Annotated in this window: 14 protein-coding genes and 2 pseudogenes; 9 read left to right on the forward strand and 7 right to left on the reverse strand. The window is 75.9% G+C overall.

Annotated elements, in window-relative coordinates; genetic code table 11:
* Both ACWEO5_RS34700 and ACWEO5_RS34705 read right to left on the reverse strand, forming a co-directional pair.
* Positions 1 to 91, reverse strand: a pseudogene (locus tag ACWEO5_RS34700) (electron transfer flavoprotein subunit beta); the annotation flags it as partial.
* A 116-nt stretch (positions 92 to 207) separates the two neighbouring features.
* Positions 208 to 1,851: a methyltransferase domain-containing protein gene (locus ACWEO5_RS34705; protein ID WP_452166096.1), complete on the reverse strand. Its 1,644-nt coding sequence runs from the start codon at positions 1,849 to 1,851 to the stop codon at positions 208 to 210.
* Between the two features lie 94 nt (positions 1,852 to 1,945).
* On the opposite strand from ACWEO5_RS34705, the gene ACWEO5_RS34710 reads away from it, so the two are divergent.
* A complete protein-coding gene (locus tag ACWEO5_RS34710; RefSeq protein ID WP_452166097.1) occupies positions 1,946 to 2,548 on the forward strand; it encodes a helix-turn-helix domain-containing protein in 603 nt (200 codons plus the stop codon).
* A 69-nt stretch (positions 2,549 to 2,617) separates the two neighbouring features.
* On the opposite strand, the gene ACWEO5_RS34715 is transcribed toward ACWEO5_RS34710, so the two are convergent.
* Both ACWEO5_RS34715 and ACWEO5_RS34720 read right to left on the reverse strand, forming a co-directional pair.
* Entirely contained in the window at positions 2,618 to 3,280 is a 663-nt protein-coding gene (locus ACWEO5_RS34715) for a Tat pathway signal sequence domain protein (protein ID WP_452166098.1), read from the reverse strand.
* Positions 3,281 to 3,433: 153 nt separating this feature from the next.
* The gene (locus ACWEO5_RS34720; protein ID WP_452166099.1) at positions 3,434 to 4,366 is read right to left on the reverse strand and encodes a hypothetical protein; all 933 of its coding nucleotides are present in this window, start codon (positions 4,364 to 4,366) and stop codon (positions 3,434 to 3,436) included.
* Between the two features lie 542 nt (positions 4,367 to 4,908).
* On the opposite strand from ACWEO5_RS34720, the gene ACWEO5_RS34725 reads away from it, so the two are divergent.
* The 5 genes and pseudogenes from ACWEO5_RS34725 (at position 4,909) to ACWEO5_RS34745 (ending at position 8,767) form a co-directional block, all read left to right on the forward strand.
* A complete protein-coding gene (locus ACWEO5_RS34725; protein WP_344552184.1) occupies positions 4,909 to 5,538 on the forward strand; it encodes a DUF6230 family protein in 630 nt (209 codons plus the stop codon).
* Positions 5,528 to 6,136, forward strand: a complete 609-nt coding sequence (locus ACWEO5_RS34730) for a DUF6114 domain-containing protein (protein ID WP_452166100.1) — start codon at positions 5,528 to 5,530, stop codon at positions 6,134 to 6,136. Before ACWEO5_RS34725 ends, ACWEO5_RS34730 begins: the two co-directional genes overlap by 11 nt.
* Before the next feature lie 183 nt (positions 6,137 to 6,319).
* Positions 6,320 to 6,877: pseudogene (locus tag ACWEO5_RS34735) on the forward strand (5-oxoprolinase subunit B family protein); the annotation flags it as partial.
* A gap of 180 nt (positions 6,878 to 7,057) precedes the next feature.
* Positions 7,058 to 7,906 carry a 5-oxoprolinase subunit C family protein gene (locus ACWEO5_RS34740; RefSeq protein WP_452166108.1) on the forward strand — a complete coding sequence of 283 codons (849 nt, stop codon included), beginning with the start codon at positions 7,058 to 7,060 and terminating at the stop codon, positions 7,904 to 7,906.
* 78 nt (positions 7,907 to 7,984) lie between these two features.
* Positions 7,985 to 8,767 (forward strand): phosphotransferase, encoded by a 783-nt coding sequence (locus ACWEO5_RS34745; RefSeq protein WP_452166101.1) that lies wholly within the window; start codon positions 7,985 to 7,987, stop codon positions 8,765 to 8,767.
* Here ACWEO5_RS34745 and ACWEO5_RS34750 read toward each other — a convergent pair.
* The 3 genes from ACWEO5_RS34750 to ACWEO5_RS34760 all read right to left on the reverse strand — a co-directional run bounded on the left by ACWEO5_RS34750 (position 8,754) and on the right by ACWEO5_RS34760 (position 12,754).
* Entirely contained in the window at positions 8,754 to 10,010 is a 1,257-nt protein-coding gene (locus ACWEO5_RS34750; RefSeq protein WP_452166102.1) for a vWA domain-containing protein, read from the reverse strand. The two genes, ACWEO5_RS34745 and ACWEO5_RS34750, sit on opposite strands and share 14 nt — an antisense overlap.
* The gene (locus tag ACWEO5_RS34755) at positions 10,007 to 11,257 is read right to left on the reverse strand and encodes an AAA family ATPase (RefSeq protein WP_452166103.1); all 1,251 of its coding nucleotides are present in this window, start codon (positions 11,255 to 11,257) and stop codon (positions 10,007 to 10,009) included. Before ACWEO5_RS34755 ends, ACWEO5_RS34750 begins: the two co-directional genes overlap by 4 nt.
* A gap of 159 nt (positions 11,258 to 11,416) precedes the next feature.
* On the reverse strand, positions 11,417 to 12,754 hold the full coding sequence (locus ACWEO5_RS34760; protein WP_452166104.1) for a hypothetical protein: 1,338 nt from the start codon (positions 12,752 to 12,754) through the stop codon (positions 11,417 to 11,419).
* A gap of 203 nt (positions 12,755 to 12,957) precedes the next feature.
* On the opposite strand from ACWEO5_RS34760, the gene ACWEO5_RS34765 reads away from it, so the two are divergent.
* From ACWEO5_RS34765 to ACWEO5_RS34775, 3 genes are all read left to right on the forward strand, one after another.
* A complete protein-coding gene (locus ACWEO5_RS34765; RefSeq protein WP_452166105.1) occupies positions 12,958 to 13,944 on the forward strand; it encodes an oxygenase MpaB family protein in 987 nt (328 codons plus the stop codon).
* Positions 13,945 to 14,435: 491 nt separating this feature from the next.
* Complete coding sequence (locus tag ACWEO5_RS34770) at positions 14,436 to 14,621, forward strand: hypothetical protein (RefSeq protein ID WP_452166106.1); 186 nt, start codon at positions 14,436 to 14,438, stop codon at positions 14,619 to 14,621.
* 133 nt (positions 14,622 to 14,754) lie between these two features.
* On the forward strand, positions 14,755 to 15,014 hold a 260-nt coding region (locus ACWEO5_RS34775; RefSeq protein WP_452166107.1), incomplete at its 3' end, for a WhiB family transcriptional regulator.

The raw sequence follows: 15,014 nt of genomic DNA on the forward strand, positions 1-15,014 counted from the left end.
CCTCCCGGTCGGTGGTGGCATCGTCCGCGAAGCGACGGTCACCGGTCGCGTCGGGCACGTACTTCACACAGACAACGATCCTCAAGCTCACGGCCGCCTTGTCCTTTCCTACGGGAGGGAACTGAGTACCCCAACTAGACCACACTCCGTGCCACAGATCCACTCTCCCGGTGGTGTGAGGGGGGACTCAGTTCCCAGGCCCGGCGGTCAGGCGGCGCGGCGCAGGCGCAAGGTGGAGTCGCGGTGCGGGCGGGCGTCCGGGTCGGTGACGGGGTGCCCGGGGTGGTCGTGCCGGGCGTGCTCCTCGGCGAGCTCGACGGTCCACTCGGACGGGTCCAGCCGCAGCGAGGCGAGCATCTCCTCCGGGGTGGGGAAGTGCATCTCGGGGTGCGGGTGGTCGTGCTTGACGGGGGACGCGGCGTGGCTGGTGACCAGCAGCGTGCCGCCGGGGGCGACGGCCGCGGCGGCCCGGCGCAGCACCCGCTCGCGCGGGAACTCGGCGGGGGAGTGCAGGAACTGCGCCGAGACCAGGTCGTACGCGCCGGACGGGAAGGCGTGCGCCAGGTCGACGCGCTGCCACTCGACCCGGTCGGCGACGTTCTCCACGGCGGCCCGGGCGGCGGCCCGCTCCAGGGCGACCTGCGAGATGTCCGCGGCGGTGACCTGCCAGCCCTGCTTGGCCAGCCAGATCGCGTCCCCGCCCTCGCCGCAGCCCAGGTCCAGGGCGCGGCCGGGCTTCAGGTCGGCGGCCTGCACGGTCAGCGAGGCGTTCGGGCGGCCGCTCCAGATCTGCTCGCTCTCGCCGTAGCGCTTCTCCCAGAACTCGACCGCGTCGACGGCGAGCCGGGTCTCCTCGGCGACCAGGTCGGCGTTGATCGCGGCGGCGGCGCGCAGTCCGTCGGCGGCGGCGATCGCGACCTGCGCGGCCGGGTCGGTCAGGTTGCCCGCCGCCCAGACGCCGGGGACGCCGGTGGCGCCCGTCGGGTCGGTGGTGGCCAGCCGGGTGGCGAAGCGGACGCCCTCGCGGACCAGGTCGGTGGCCGCCAGGCCGAGCTCGGCCAGGAACGGCGCGGTCACCGCCATCTCGGTGCCGACGGCCAGCGCCTCGCACGCCGCCTCGGTGCCGTCGGCCAGCCGCACGCCGGTCAGCTCGGCGTCCGTGCCCTCCGGCAGCAGTGCGACGACCTCGCCCGCCAGCACGGTCACGCTGCGGGCGGCCAGTTCGCGCCGCTGCTGCTCGTCGAAGGGCGCGCTGGTGTGCGCGAGCAGGGTGACGTCCGCGCTCCACTGCCGCCACAGCAGCGCCTGGTGGACGGCGACCACCGGGTTGGTGGCCAGCACGGCGATCTTCCGGTCGCGGACCTCCCAGCCGTGGCAGTACGGGCAGTGCACCACCTGGCGCCCCCAGCGCCCGACCAGGCCGGGCACCTCGGGCAGCAGGTCGGTGGTGCCGGTGGTCAGCAGCAGGCGGCGGGCGTGCACCGCGCTGCCGTCCGACAGCCCGGCGCGGAAGCCGCCGTCCGCCTCCCGGCTGACGGTCAGCACCTCGGCGTCGTGGAACTCGCCGCCGTAGGAGGCGACCTCGGCCCGGCCGGTGGCGACCAGTTCGGCGGGCGGCAGGCCCTCGCGGCCGAGCAGGCCGTGGATGCCGTCGGCGGGCGCGTTGCGCGGCCGGCCGGAGTCGACGACCAGCACCGAGCGGCGGGCCCGGGCCAGGGTCAGGGCGCCGCTGAGCCCGGCGGCGCCGCCGCCGACGATCAGGACGTCGTGGTGGCGGACCGGGTGCGGGCGCCGGTCGGCGTGCTCGTGCGGGTGCTCGTGCTCGTGCGGGTGCTGGTGCGTCGTGGTCATGGCTCGATGGTGCGCCGCGTTCGCCGGATTGACAAACAATGTTGCTGAGGTGGCAAATGGAGGGGTGGACGGGACGAGGCAGAGGAGCAGGGCGATGGGCGAGGACTTCGAGGCGGTGCTGACCGGCGTCGGCCCCCGGCTGCGGGCGATCCGGCAGCAGCACGGCACCACGCTGGCGCAGCTCAGCGAGCAGACCGGCATCTCGGTCAGCACGCTGTCCCGGCTGGAGTCCGGCGGGCGGCGCCCGACCCTGGAGCTGCTGCTGCCGCTGGCCCGCGCGCACGGCGTGGCCCTGGACGAACTGGTCGACGCCCCGCCCACCGGCGACCCCCGGGTGCGGCTGCGTTCGTTCGTCCGGCACGGCTGGACGTACCTGCCGCTGGCCCGCAGCCTCGGCGGCATGCAGGCGTACAAGATCGTCGTCCCGGCGGGCGGCAGCCGGGAGAACTGCGAGCAGCGCACGCACGAGGGCCACGAGTGGCTGTACGTGCTCTCCGGGGAGCTGCTGCTGAAGCTGGGCGAGCACGAGGTGGTGCTGAAGGCGGGCGAGGCGGCCGAGTTCGACACCCGCACGCCGCACCTGTTCACCAACGCGGGGCGGACACCGGTGGAGTTCCTGAGCCTGTTCGGCCCGCAGGGGGAGCGGGTGCACGTACGGGCCCGCACCGCCAACCGGATTGGTGAGCAAAGTGATTGACGATGCGTCAGATATGGGCGCCGCGCCCGTGGGGGTGAGCGCGGCGCCCGAACGAGCGCTGGTGGTAGGTCAGTTGACGAAGACCGTGCCGCCGAGGGTGGTGTTGGTGACCGGGCCGTAGGTGGCCGAGAAGTTGATCGCGGCGAAGCAGATGCTCGGACCGGTCAGCTTGGTGAAGCCCTGGTTGGTCATGGTGATCTGCGCCGGGGAGTTGGTGGCGTTGCCGTTCAGGGCGCCGCCGGTGGAGGAGTAGGTGCACAGGGCGTTGCCGGCCAGGGTCTTGAGGTTGACGACCGCCTGGATGGAGCCGCTCAGGGCGACCGGGAACCCGGCGGCGTCGGAGATGCTCAGGGTGTAGGGCAGGTTGCTCATGGTCAGGCTGTTCACGCCGCTGACGCCGACCACGTTGGAGGTGCAGCCGGAGAAGGTCAGGGTGCCGACCGGGCCGGACGCGGTGGCGGAGCCGGTGGCGAGCGGGTTGCTGCTCACGCTGCCGCCGATGGTGGAGGCGGTGCACTTGACGCCGGTGGTGGTGCCCGGGTTGTACATGGTGGCCAGGGTGCCGCTCACCAGGTTCGCCGACAGGCTGTCGCCGACCCCGACGGCGGCGCCGCTGCCGGCGATGGTCAGCACCGGGGTGGTGCCGGCCGCACTGGCCGGGACGGCGGGCAGGGCGAGCAGGGTTCCGGCGGCGGCGAGGGCGGCGATGCCCGCGAAGGTGCGGTTGCGCATGAGGGTTGTTCCTTCCGGTGGGTGGGGCGGACGGAGCTGCTCCGGCGAGGTCGTCGGAGCGCGTGCCGGCCCCGCGCTGGGGACGGGGTGGCGGCACGGGTCGGTGGGGGAGCGGCCCCGGTGGGGCGGGGGGACGGCGGAGCGGGAGCCGGGTCAGTGCGCGGCGCTGTCGCTCAGCGCGGCGGTGAGGTCGGCGATGTCGGTGTCCAGCACGAAGGTGGCGTTCGTCTGCTGGAAGCTCACCGAGTCCTTGCCCGCGGCGGCGGGCAGCCCCATCGTCCAGTCGATGATCTGGTTCAGCGAGCCGAGCAGGCCGCACCCGCTGGCCCCGGGCACCGCGAAGGTGTTGTCGACCAGGGAGGCGCCGGTCTCCGAAATGGCCAGCGCGCCGTGCCCGTTCGGGTCCGGGGCGTAGTCCAGGGTGCCCGGGTCGCCGGTCATCGGCGGGGTGGCGCCGGTGGCTCCCGTGGTGGGCTTGAGCAGCAGCGGCGCGGAGTCCGAGCCGACGTAGCAGTGCGCGCCGAACAGCGCGTTGTACAGGTGCAGTTTGATCGGCAGCTGGAACACCGGGTACGGCTCGCCGGTCGCCAGCGGGGTGAACTTGGTGACCGGTCCCGCGAGTTCGACCTGCGCGAAGACGCTGGTGATGCCGGGCAGGAAGTTCTGGATGCCCGGGATGTTGATCTGCACCATCGGCGCGCTGAGCAGCGGGGCGCTGGTGGGCGGCACCACGGTGTACTGGTTGGCGGTGCTGCCGTCCGGGAACGCCACCTCGGGCGCGGACTTGTCCCAGTAGAAGCCGAACTGCAGCGTGATCGGCGAGTTGAACGGCACCACGGTGCTGCCGAGGGTGAACTTCCCGGCGTTGGTCACCGACACCAGGCAGCCGACCTGGAGGTTGGCCGGATCGTGCATGGCGGGCGCGGAGAGCGGACAGTTCCCCATGCCGGTGTACGGGGCACCGGGTGCCGCGGTGCCGGTGGCGGCGGAGGCCGGGGCGACGCCCGCCAGCAGGGCGGCCGAGGCGAGGGCGGCGGCGGCCGGCAGCAGCCGGCGGCGCTCGGGGGCGGTGGGAGGGAAGCGCATGGCGGGGCACTCCTGACGGCAGGGGGTGGGGGCGGGGCGGTGGAACCGGGGGATCGGGGCGCTCGACGCCACGAGCGACCGGGCCGGGGGCGCGCGACTGCCACCGTCGCGCCGGAGCGGCCCGCCGTGCCGGGAACGCGGCGCCCCCGTACGGGGAAAAGCGCCGGGCCGGAGCGAGAACGACCCGGGGGTACGGACGTGACGCCGTGGTTACCGCCGGGTACCTGCCAAGTTCTAGGCGGCTTTCCGACTCAACGTCAAGGAGGAGGGCGGAAGTTGGAAGGAAGGTGAGCGGAGTTCGGGCGGCACGGGAATCCAAATGCCCCACCAGTAACAGGAATTGACTGCTGTTCAGTAATTCACGGACGGTGCGCGAAGTATTGACCCGCCATGTACCCCGGGGTAACTTCCAGTCAGCCGCCGGTTGTGAGAAAGATCGTCAACTGCACTGCCGTGCACCACAGTTGGCGTTCCGGGCCCACGCCAGACCCACCCGCCCCCGGTGAGCCGCGGATCCCCCACCCGACCCTCTGGAGCTGTCCATGGCACCCTCCGCAGAACAACCCGCCGCCACCCCGACCGGGCGCGGCCGGGTACGGCTGCGCCGCGCCGCACTGATGGCGATACCGGCCTGCGTCACCGCGGGCGTCCTGGTGACCCTGACCGCGCAGAACGTCCTCGCCACCCAGTTCGCCATCTCCGGCATGGCCTTCGAGGTCACCGCCGACAAGCTCGACGGCACCGGGTTCGAGCAGTTCGGCACCCTCGACAACATGATCGAGAACAGCCCCAACGCCGGGGACACCGGCGGCCAGCTGTTCCTGATCCAGACCGTGGTCAAGAACGCCTCGCTCACCAAGCTCTGCCAGAGCGTCAACCTGGGCGGCATCAACCTGCTGATCACCGCCGGCGACAAGGGCACCCCCGTCACCGCCGAGAACCTCACCACCGACTCCGACCTGATGAGCGGCGACGCCGAGTTCAAGAACCTCGAAGTCGGCCGCGACGCCAGCACCTTCGACAAGGGCGGTGTGGCCGGCCCGCCCGGCATGTTCGGCCAGCAGGGCGACACCGTGGCCGTCGACCACTTCCGGCAGCAGAACTACGCCACCACCGCCGGGACCTTCCGGCTGCCCAACATGCACCTCAGCTTCAGCAGCAATGGCTGCTGAACCCGGACCGGCACCGGACCGGGCGGCCGACACCACGGCCGCCCGGCCCGCCGACAGCAGCGGCGGAGACGGTGGTGCGCCGGACGGCGGGGGGACCGCCGCGGCCACCCCGGGGCCGCCCGCCCCGCCCGCCCCGCGGGGCTTCGCCGGCTGGCGCGGACGCCGACCGTTCTGGGGCGGCCTGCTGGTCGTGCTGGCCGGCGCCGAGATCCTGTTCACCGAGAAGGCCCCGATGCGCATGGTCATCCGCATCGGCATGCTCGGCCTGGCCGGGTACGTCGTCCCCGCCCTGATGGTGCTCTGCGGGCTCCTGCTGATCTTCCACCCCGTCCAGCGGGTCTTCTACTCCGTGCTCGCCGTCCTCGCCACCCTCGGCACCTGGGTCACCTCCAACCTCGGCGGCTTCTTCATCGGCCTGCTGCTCGGCCTGACCGGCAGCAGCCTCGCCTTCGGCTGGCTCCCCGACCAGCCCCGCCGCCGCCGACTGCTGCGCCGCACGCCGAAACCCGCACCGCGGCCCGCCTCGCAGCCCGCACCGGACCGCGAACCGGGGCGCGCACCGGACTACGGGCCGGAACACCGAGCCACCCCGGCCTGAGGCCGGGGCGGCGTCCGGCGGAGGAGCGTGGCCACCGCCGGACGCGCCGGCCGCGGTCCCCGCACACCGAGCGGGCGGGGACCGCGGCCGGGCCCCCGCACTTGGTACCTTGGGCGGCTGACGGCCCGTGACCGGGCACGACGGCGGGCCGGGAGCGGCCGCGGACGCGACAGGGGACAAGCAGTGCGGGTACTGCGGTGCGGCAGCGACGCCGTCCTGATCGAGGCCGACGACGCCGAACAGGCCCAACGGCTGCACGCCGCCCTGCGCGACACCCCGCCCCCCGGCACCGGCGAACTCGTCCCCGCCGCCCGCACCGTCCTGCTCCGCTATGACCCCGCCGTCACCGACCTGCGGCGCCTGCGCGCCGCCGTCGGCGCACTGCCGCCGCAGGCGGCAGCACCCGCCGCGGCCGCCGAAACCGTACGCATCCCCGTCCGCTACGACGGCCCCGACCTCGCCGAGGTCGCCCGGCTGGCCGGACTGACGCCGCAACAGGTCGTCGAACGCCACACCGCCGCCCGCTACCGCGTCGCGTTCTGCGGCTTCGCCCCCGGCTTCGCCTACCTCACCGGCCTCGACCCGCGCCTCCGGGTGCCCCGCCGGGCCGAACCCCGCACCCGCGTCCCGGCCGGGGCGGTCGCGGTCGCCGACGAGTACACCGGCGTCTACCCCCGCACCTCGCCCGGCGGCTGGCAACTGCTCGGCACCACCGACCTCCCGCTGTGGGACCCCGCCGCCGACCCGCCCACCCGGCTGCGCCCCGGCACCGCCGTGCGCTTCGTCGCGGTCGGCGCGGAGGGGAGCCGGGGGGCCGGAGCGGCCGAGGGGCCCGGAGCGGCCGGGGGAGCCCCGGCGGCCGGAGGCGCCCCGGCGGCCGGAGGGGCCGGACGGGCCGCGGAGGCGCGGGGTGGGCTGCTGGTGGTCCGGGCCGGGTACGGGGCCACCGTTCAAGACCTGGGCCGCCCCGGGCTGGCCGCGCTCGGGGTCGGGCGTTCCGGGGCCGCCGACCGGGGCGCGCTGCGGCTCGCCAACCGGCTGGTGGGCAATCCGGAGGACGCCGCCGGGATCGAAATGCCGCTCGGCGGAGTCGAGTTGGAGTTCGACCGGGCCGCCACCTGCGCGCTCGCCGGAGCCGACTGCCCGGCCTGGCTGAACGGCCGTCCGGTCGCCGCCCGCACCCCGCTGGCGGTGCCCGCCGGAGCCCGGCTGCGGATCGGCACCCCCGAGCACGGCCTGCGCGGCTACCTCGCCGTCCGCGGCGGCCTGGACGTCCCCGCCGTGCTGGGCTCGCGCGCCACCGACACCCTCGCCGGCCTCGGACCCGGACGGCTCGCCCCCGGCCGACGGCTGCCCGTCGGCACCGCCGCCACCGGCTGGCCCGCCGCTGACCACGCCCCGCGCCGGGAACGGCCCGGCCCCACCGTGCTGCGGGTGGTCCCGGGCCCCCGCGAGGACTGGTTCACCGCCGCCACGCTGCGCACCCTGTGCGGCGAGCCGTACACGGTGACCGCCGAGAGCGACCGGGTCGGCATGCGGCTGGCGGGCCCCGGCCTGGAGCGGTCCCGGGGCGGCGAACTGCCCTCCGAGGGCATGGTGCCCGGCGCGCTCCAGGTGCCGCCGTCCGGGCGGCCGATCCTGTTCCTCGCCGACCACCCCGTCACCGGCGGCTACCCGGTGATCGCGGTGGTCCACCGGGACGACCTGGGCGCCGCCGCGCAGGCCCGCCCCGGCGACACGCTGCGCTTCCGGGTCGCCGACGGGCGCTGAGCCCGTGTGCTGGGCCCGGGCGCTGAGCCCGTGTGGCGGGCCCGTGTGACGGGTCCCGTCCGGGGTACGGGAGAGCCCATGGATGAGGTCGAAGTCGTCGTCGCCCACTCCGAACGCGCGACCCTGCGCGTCGGCGGCGTGTTCCTGAAGGTGGACGCCGACCGGGTGCGGCTGGACGCCGAGGTCGAGCTGATGTCCCTGGTGCCAGTGCCGACCCCGGAGGTCCTCTGGTACCGGCCGCCGGTGCTCGCGCTGGCCGCTCTCCCCGGGGCGCCGCTCGGACGCCTGGGCGGGCCGGTCACCGGCTCCCCGGCGGGGTGGGCCGCGGCGGGCGCCGCGATCCGGGCGCTGCACGACGCCCCGCCGCCGCCCCGGGTCGGCCGGGCCGGGCGGAGCATCGAGCGGCTGGCCGAGGAACTCGACTCGGAGGGCGGGCGGTTGGTGGCGGACGGCCTCCTGCCCGCCGCGCTGGTCGCCCGCGCCCGCCGGGTCGCCGAGGGCGCGTTCCGGCCGTGGCCCGAGGCGTTCACCCACGGGGATCTGCAGATCGCGCACGTCTTCGTCGACGGCGACCGGGTCACCGGCGTCATCGACTGGTCCGAGGCCGGCCGGGGCGACGCCCTGTACGACCTGGCGACCTTCACGCTCGGGCACGAGGAGCACCTCGACGACGTCCTCGCCGGCTACGGCACCGGCGTCGACCTCGACGTGGTCCGCGCCTGGTGGGCGCTGCGCAGCCTGCTGGCCGTCCGCTGGCTGGCCGAGAACGGCTTCGACCCCTTCGCCCCGGGCTGCGAGGTCGACGTGCTGAAGTTCCTCACCAGGGAAGGACATTGGGCGGACCGGCTCAGCCGAGGGTGACGGTCTTCGCCCAGGACGGCGGGTCGTCGGGGACGTAGTCGGGCTCGTCCTCGTTCACCCGGCGGTGGCGCGGGAACAGGCCGACGACGGTGCGGCACGGGGGAGCGGCGCTCGGCCACGGGGTCTGGCCGTCGGTCAGGACCACCAGCACGTCCGGGGCGGGGCGCCGGGCCAGGGCGGCGGCGAAACCGGTGCGCAGGTCGGTGCCGCCACCGCCGACCAGCGCCAGCCCGCTCCCGTCGGCGGCCTGCCGGACCGTCCGGGCGGCCGCGTCGCAGGAGATCACCGAGACCAGTTCGCGCCGCCCGTCCACCGCGCGCAGGATCGCCGCCGTCTCCAGCAGCGCGATGCCCAGCTCGGCGTCGCTGACCGAACCCGAGGTGTCGACGACCACCGTCACCCGGGGCGGGCGGTGCCGCAGCGAGGGCAGCACCACCCGGGGCAGGCTGGTCGAACGGCGGGCCGGGCGGCCGTAGCTGTAATCCGCCCCGGCGCCCGCCGCGGCGATCGTGGAGCGGATCGCCGCGGCGAGCAACTGCCGCCAGGGCTGCGGCGGGTGGAACGCCTGCTCGGCCCAGCGCCGCCAGCCCGCCGGGGTGTCGCCGGGCTTGGCCAGGATGCCCCGGGCGACCCGGAAGCGGACCAGGTCGCGTTCGTGGTCGGCCAGGCCGTGCGCGCCGTCCGGGCCGAGCTCCCACTCCCGCTCCAGGCCGTCCGCGCCGCTGCCGCACTCCAGCCACACCAGGCGCAGGTACTCGGTGCCGATGGTGAACTGCCGCAGGTAGTCCTCCATCAGCCCGTCCTCGGCCAGGCCCAGGGTGCTCGGGTAGACGGCGTCGGCGGGCCGGACCAGGCCGTCGCCGAACGCGTCGTCGTTGATCTCGCAGTCCGCCGCCAGGTTGACCCGCAGCCGGTCGGCGGGCCCGTCCAGCTCCAGCGCGCGCATCGCCAGGTCGCCGCGCCGGGCGTGGTCGCGCAGCAGGTGCGAGACCTCGTGCACCCAGACCGAGGCCAGCTCCTCCTCCGGGGTGCGGTCGACGAAGCCGGGCGAGACGTAGCACCGCCAGTGCCGGTCCACCGCCATGGTCGGCACCCGCCGGGACTCCACCACGTGCATCGCGAACAGCGCGGTCGCCAGGTACGGGCGGGCCCGCACCGCCTGCAGCCGGGCCGCGAACAGCTTCTCGGTGTCCAGCCGCAGGTGCGTCCGCTCGGTGGCGGGGCCGGTGGTCCGCGCGCTCATCGGCCACCCGCCCCGGCCGGGACGCGGGCCGCCGCCCGCTCGGCCCGCCGGACGACCTGCAGCGCACCCGCGAAGCGGTGGATCAACTCCGGTACCTCCCAGGCGTCCTGGCGCAGCGAAGCGAGCGTGGTCACCGGCACCACCAGTACGTCCGGCGGGCAGCTCTCCAGTGCCCGGGCCATCAACGCCCAGGCGGAGTCCCACCGTTCGCGGGTCGGCCGGGAGCGGACGGCGGCCACCACCCCGTCCAGCACGGCCTGCCGCAGGTCGCCGCGCTCGGGCAGCACGGCGGCGGACGGGTCGGCGAGCAGGTCCTCGGGCGCGGGCAGGTCCATCCGGTCGACGGCGGCCAGCAGTTCGAGCCCCGGGCCGTCGCCGACACTGCCGCGCACCAGCAGCGACAGCACCTCCCGGGAGGACCCGGCCGCCGAGCCGAAGGCCAGCAGCCGCACGGTCATCTCCCAACTGCGCGGCGACGGCCACGCCTTGCCGCGCCGGGTCTCGGCGGACGGCAGCCGGTGGGTCAGCTCGGGCCGGACGGTGAGCAGCCCGCACACCGCGCGACGGGCGAACTCGACGGCGGCGGGCAGCAGTTCGGGATCCAGCCGGGGCAGTTCGGCGCGCGGCCACACCCCGCCGAGGCCGCGCACCACCACCTCGGCGTCGTGCACCCAGTCCAGGTGGACGAAGCGGTTGGCCAGTGGCGGGCTCAGCTCCCAGCCGTCGGCGGCCGAGGCGCGCGGGTTTGCCGCGGCCACGATCCTTACCCCCGGCGGGAGTTGGAGCGAGCCGATCCGCCGCTCCAGCACCAGCCGGAGCAGTGCGGCCTGCACCGCGGGCGGGGCGGTGGACAGTTCGTCGAGGAACAGCAGCCCGCGACCCTGCCGGACCAGCCGCACCGCCCAGTCCGGCGGCGCCAGCGGCACGCCCTGCGCGGCCGGGTCGTCGCCGATCACCGGCAGGCCGGAGAAGTCGGACGGCTCGTGGACGCTGGCGATCACCGTGGTGAGCGGCAGGTCGAGTTCGGTGGCGAGCTGGGTCAGCGCGGCGGTCTTCCCGATGCCCGGCTCCCCCCACAGCAGCACGGGCAGGTCGGCGGCGACGGCGAGGGTCAGCGCCTCGGTCTGGAGGTCCTGTCGGGGCTCGGTGCCGGACTCCTTCAGGAGGTCCAACAGCCGTTCCGCGACGGCGAGTCGGGAGGAGAGGGAGAGGGGGGAAGCGGGCTGGGGCGGGACGGAAGAAGGCAAGGGTGATCCACCTGGAGTCGGGAGAAGGGGTACGGGTGACGGCGCGGTACGGCGGGACGTCCTGCGGCAGGCGGCAGGCGGCAGGCGGCAGGCGGCAGGCGGCAGGCGGCAGGCGGCAGGCGGCATGGCAGAGGTAGGGCAGGGCACGGCGGGGCGGGGTCAGCCCTGCCAGCCGCGCCGGTGCCGGGGGGAGCGGGAGGAGGTGCGGTGCGGCCGCCCGTGCGGGCGCGGATCGCCCGGCGGGTAGGCGGGAGCGGTGTCGTAGCGGCTGCGTTCGGGTTCGAGACCGGCCGTGTGCAGGCCGTGCACCAGGCGCTGCCGGGCGTCGGCCTCCAGGGCCTCGGCCAGCGGCCCGGCGGGCAGGACGGCCTGCGCGCCGAGCAACCGGTGCACGGCGGCCAGCGCCCCGGCGCGGTCGCCGTGCAGCAGCCGCTGCCGGACGGCGTCCAGGTCCTCCGGCTGCCGGTGCGCGCGGTCGATCGCCCGCAGGCAGGGCAGTGGCGGCCCGCCGAAGCCGGCCAGCAGCTCCTCGCGCCGCAGCTGCTCCGGGTCGTGGTCGAGCGGGACGAGCACCCCGTCGACCACGGCGATCCGGTGCGCCGCACCACGGCACCGCACCGTCAACGGCCCGTCCGCACCGGCCGGTTCGGGAACGGCGCGGCGGTGGTCGGGGGCGAGCGCGGCTGCCACCAGCGGGTGCAGTCCGTCCGGTCCGATCAGCCCCGCGCGCAGTAGCAGCAGGTCGGGCGGCGTCCAGGTCGCTGCGTCCGGCAGCACGGCGAGGCCGGGCGTCCGGTGCCGGGCCCGCGGCGGGGCGGCCGCCCGGCCGCCGAGCAGCAGGTGCCGTCGGTGGGCGAGCCGCACCGCGACGGGGGCGTCCGCGGGCAGGCCGTCCGCCGCCCGCACCAGGTCGGCCTCGACCTCCCAGGCCGCCTCGGCGAACTGACTGCCCGTCAAGTTCGCTGTCCGGTCCGCGAGTTCGGGTGCGCGTCGGGCGTCCCAGAGGTGCCGGTGCAGGTCGAGGCGGAAGCGCGGGTCGGGGCGCGGCCGGGGCCGCCCGGTGGCCGGGCGGTCGTCGGCGTCCCACAGCGCCAGCGTGACGCGCTGGGCCGCCGCCGCGCGGCCGGGCGCGGTGCGGGCCACCAGGTGCAGCGGCGCCCGGCCCCCGTCGCGCGGGTAACGCGCCAGGGTCAGCGTCAGCCCGGGCCGCAGCACCCCGTCCGGGGCGATCCGCGGCAGGTGCCAGCGCAGCAGGTCGGGGGCCAGGTGCCGCAGGTCGGCCCGGAGCCGCCCGGTCAGCTCGGAGCCGTGGGCGCGGGTGACGGCACGCAACTCGAACGCCGGATCGCATCCGGCCGCCGCGCAGGCGCCGCCCCAATCGCCCAGCGCACGGCGGGCGGTGGCGGTCTCGATCATGGTCGGGGGGACGGCGAAGCGCCGCACGCGCGACCAGAAACTGTTACGGGTGTCCTCGTCCAGGAGGGAAGTGTCGGCCATCAGCACGCACTTCGGAAGGACGGGACCTCCAATCCGTGAGTAGTCATCGCCGGTGATCGTAGCCGCAGATCGCCGACCTGTCAGCCCCTTTCCGCACCGGCCGGCCCTCCGGCACCGCTCGGTCCCCCGGATGCGGTCCCGACGTAGGGTGGGGCGGCAAGGGGCCGGGGCGGCCCGGGGCGGACCGGGAACGGCGGTGGGAGATGTCGGACGGACGGATCGCGGACGGTCCGGCGGCGGACGGCGTCGGCGCGGTCGGTGGTGCCGGGTGGCGGCGGCCCGCGGAACTGCTGCGGCTGCGCCTGCTGCGGGAGATCAACTCCACGGTGCACGGCGCCGATCTGCACCTGGAGCGCTACGACCGCCCGCTCGGCGACCCCGGGCTGTTCGGGCCGGACAGCGTGGTGTGGCGGGTGCACGGGCACCCCGCCGGGATGCTGGTCGGCGGGTTCGCCGCGCTGATGCTCCAGTCCCTGCACCCGGTGGCGATGCGCGCCGTCGCCGAGCACTCCGACTACCGCACCGACCCGGTCGGCCGGTTGCACCGCACCGCCCGCTTCGTCTCCACCACCACGCTCGGCTCCTCCGCCGCGGCCGAGGCCGCGATCTCCGCCGTCCGCCGGGTCCACGGCTACGTCCGCGGCCGCGACGCCGAGGGCCGCCCGTACCGGGCCGACGATCCCGACCTGCTCTGCTGGGTGCACACCGCCGAGGTGGCCTGCTTCCTGGCCGGGTACCAAGTCTTCGCGGGGCAGGGGAGGTTGACCGCCCGGCAGTGCGACGACTACTTCGCCGAGGCCGCACAGACCGGCCAACTCCTGGGTGCGGACGGCGTGCCGCTCAGCCGGGCCGGGCTCGCCCGCTACCTGGCCGGGGCGCGCGGCGCCCTGCGGGCCACCCCCGAGGCGCTGGAGGCCGTCGCCCTGCTGCGCGACTTCGGCCGCACCCGGCGCGAGCGCCTCGCCGTCCGGATCCTCACCAACGCGGCGACCGGCCTGCTGCCCGGCTGGGCCCGCCGCGCGCTCGGCATCCGCCGCCCCTGGGCGGTGCGCCGCCTCTGGGACCGCCCGCTGGCCCGGCTGCTCGGCGCCGTCATGGTCTGGGCGTGCGGCCTGTCCCCGATCCGCGCCGCCGCGACCGCCCGGGCCCGGGCCCGGGCGTCCGTACCGGCGGGCGGCGGGGCGCACTGACGGTCCCTCCGCGGACTCCCGCGCGGGCCACGGCGGCGAGGGGCGCGGGGGCGGGACGGCGGAAGGCGGCCGGGAAGGGGCCGGGGCGCGGGAAGGCGGCCGGGAAGGGGACGGAAGCGGGGAACGCGGGGGAGCGACCGCCGTACCGGGGCTGGGTTTCCGGTACGACGGCCGCTCCGGCGTCGTCAGTGGTCAGCGGTGGGTGCGGGGCGCCCGGACGTCAGCACTGGGGCCGGCGGCCGTGGTTCGCTCCGCGCCTCGCGCGGGCCTTCTTCTTGCGGCGGCGCTTCGACGACATGGCCTCTCCTCTCACGGCGGTGCACAACGGCCCCCCGTCCACGGTGCCCCGTGCGCGCCGAACCCGCCAGCCGGACCCGGCGGTCGGCCCGGGCCCGGGTGCCGCGCGACGCGCGGTGCCGGTCGGGCGGCGGCCGGCCGGCCCGGGGACCAGGATGGAGGACAGGGGGCCGAGACGGAGTAGCGGAGGCACGATGTCGCACCACACGCACGGGACCCACCAGGACGCGCCGGCCGACGAGTGGCCGCCCACCGAGACGCCCGAGGCCCGGATGACCGCGGAGGGCTCGCCGCCGCCGGACGAGAGCGAGAAGACCCCCGAGGACGGCCCCGAGTTCGCCGTCCCGGTCTCCTCGCCGCCGGAGGACGACAACGGCTGAGTCGCGGCCGGGGTGCTCGAAGCAGGTGCGGCCCCGGGTGCTTCGCCCGGCGGATCCCGGTTAGACGGACAGGGCATTCGTCCGTTCGTCCGTCAAACCGTTGATCCGACCGTCCGACGGAAGGAGCACCCCGATGACCGTGATCTCCCACCTGCCCGGCGCGCTGGAGGAGGAGTGGGACTGGCAGCTCGACGGCGCCTGCCGCGCCGCCGACTCCCAGCTGTTCTTCCACCCCGCCGGGGAACGCGGCCAGGCCCACGAGGACCGCGACCGCGCCGCCAAGGCCGTCTGCGCCCGCTGCCCCGTCCGCGAGCGCTGCCTGCTGCACGCGCTGGCCGCCCGCGAGCGCTACGGCGTCTGGGGCGGCTGCACCGAGGAGGAGCGGCGCAGCAT

Source organism: Kitasatospora sp. NPDC004272, assembly GCF_053603035.1.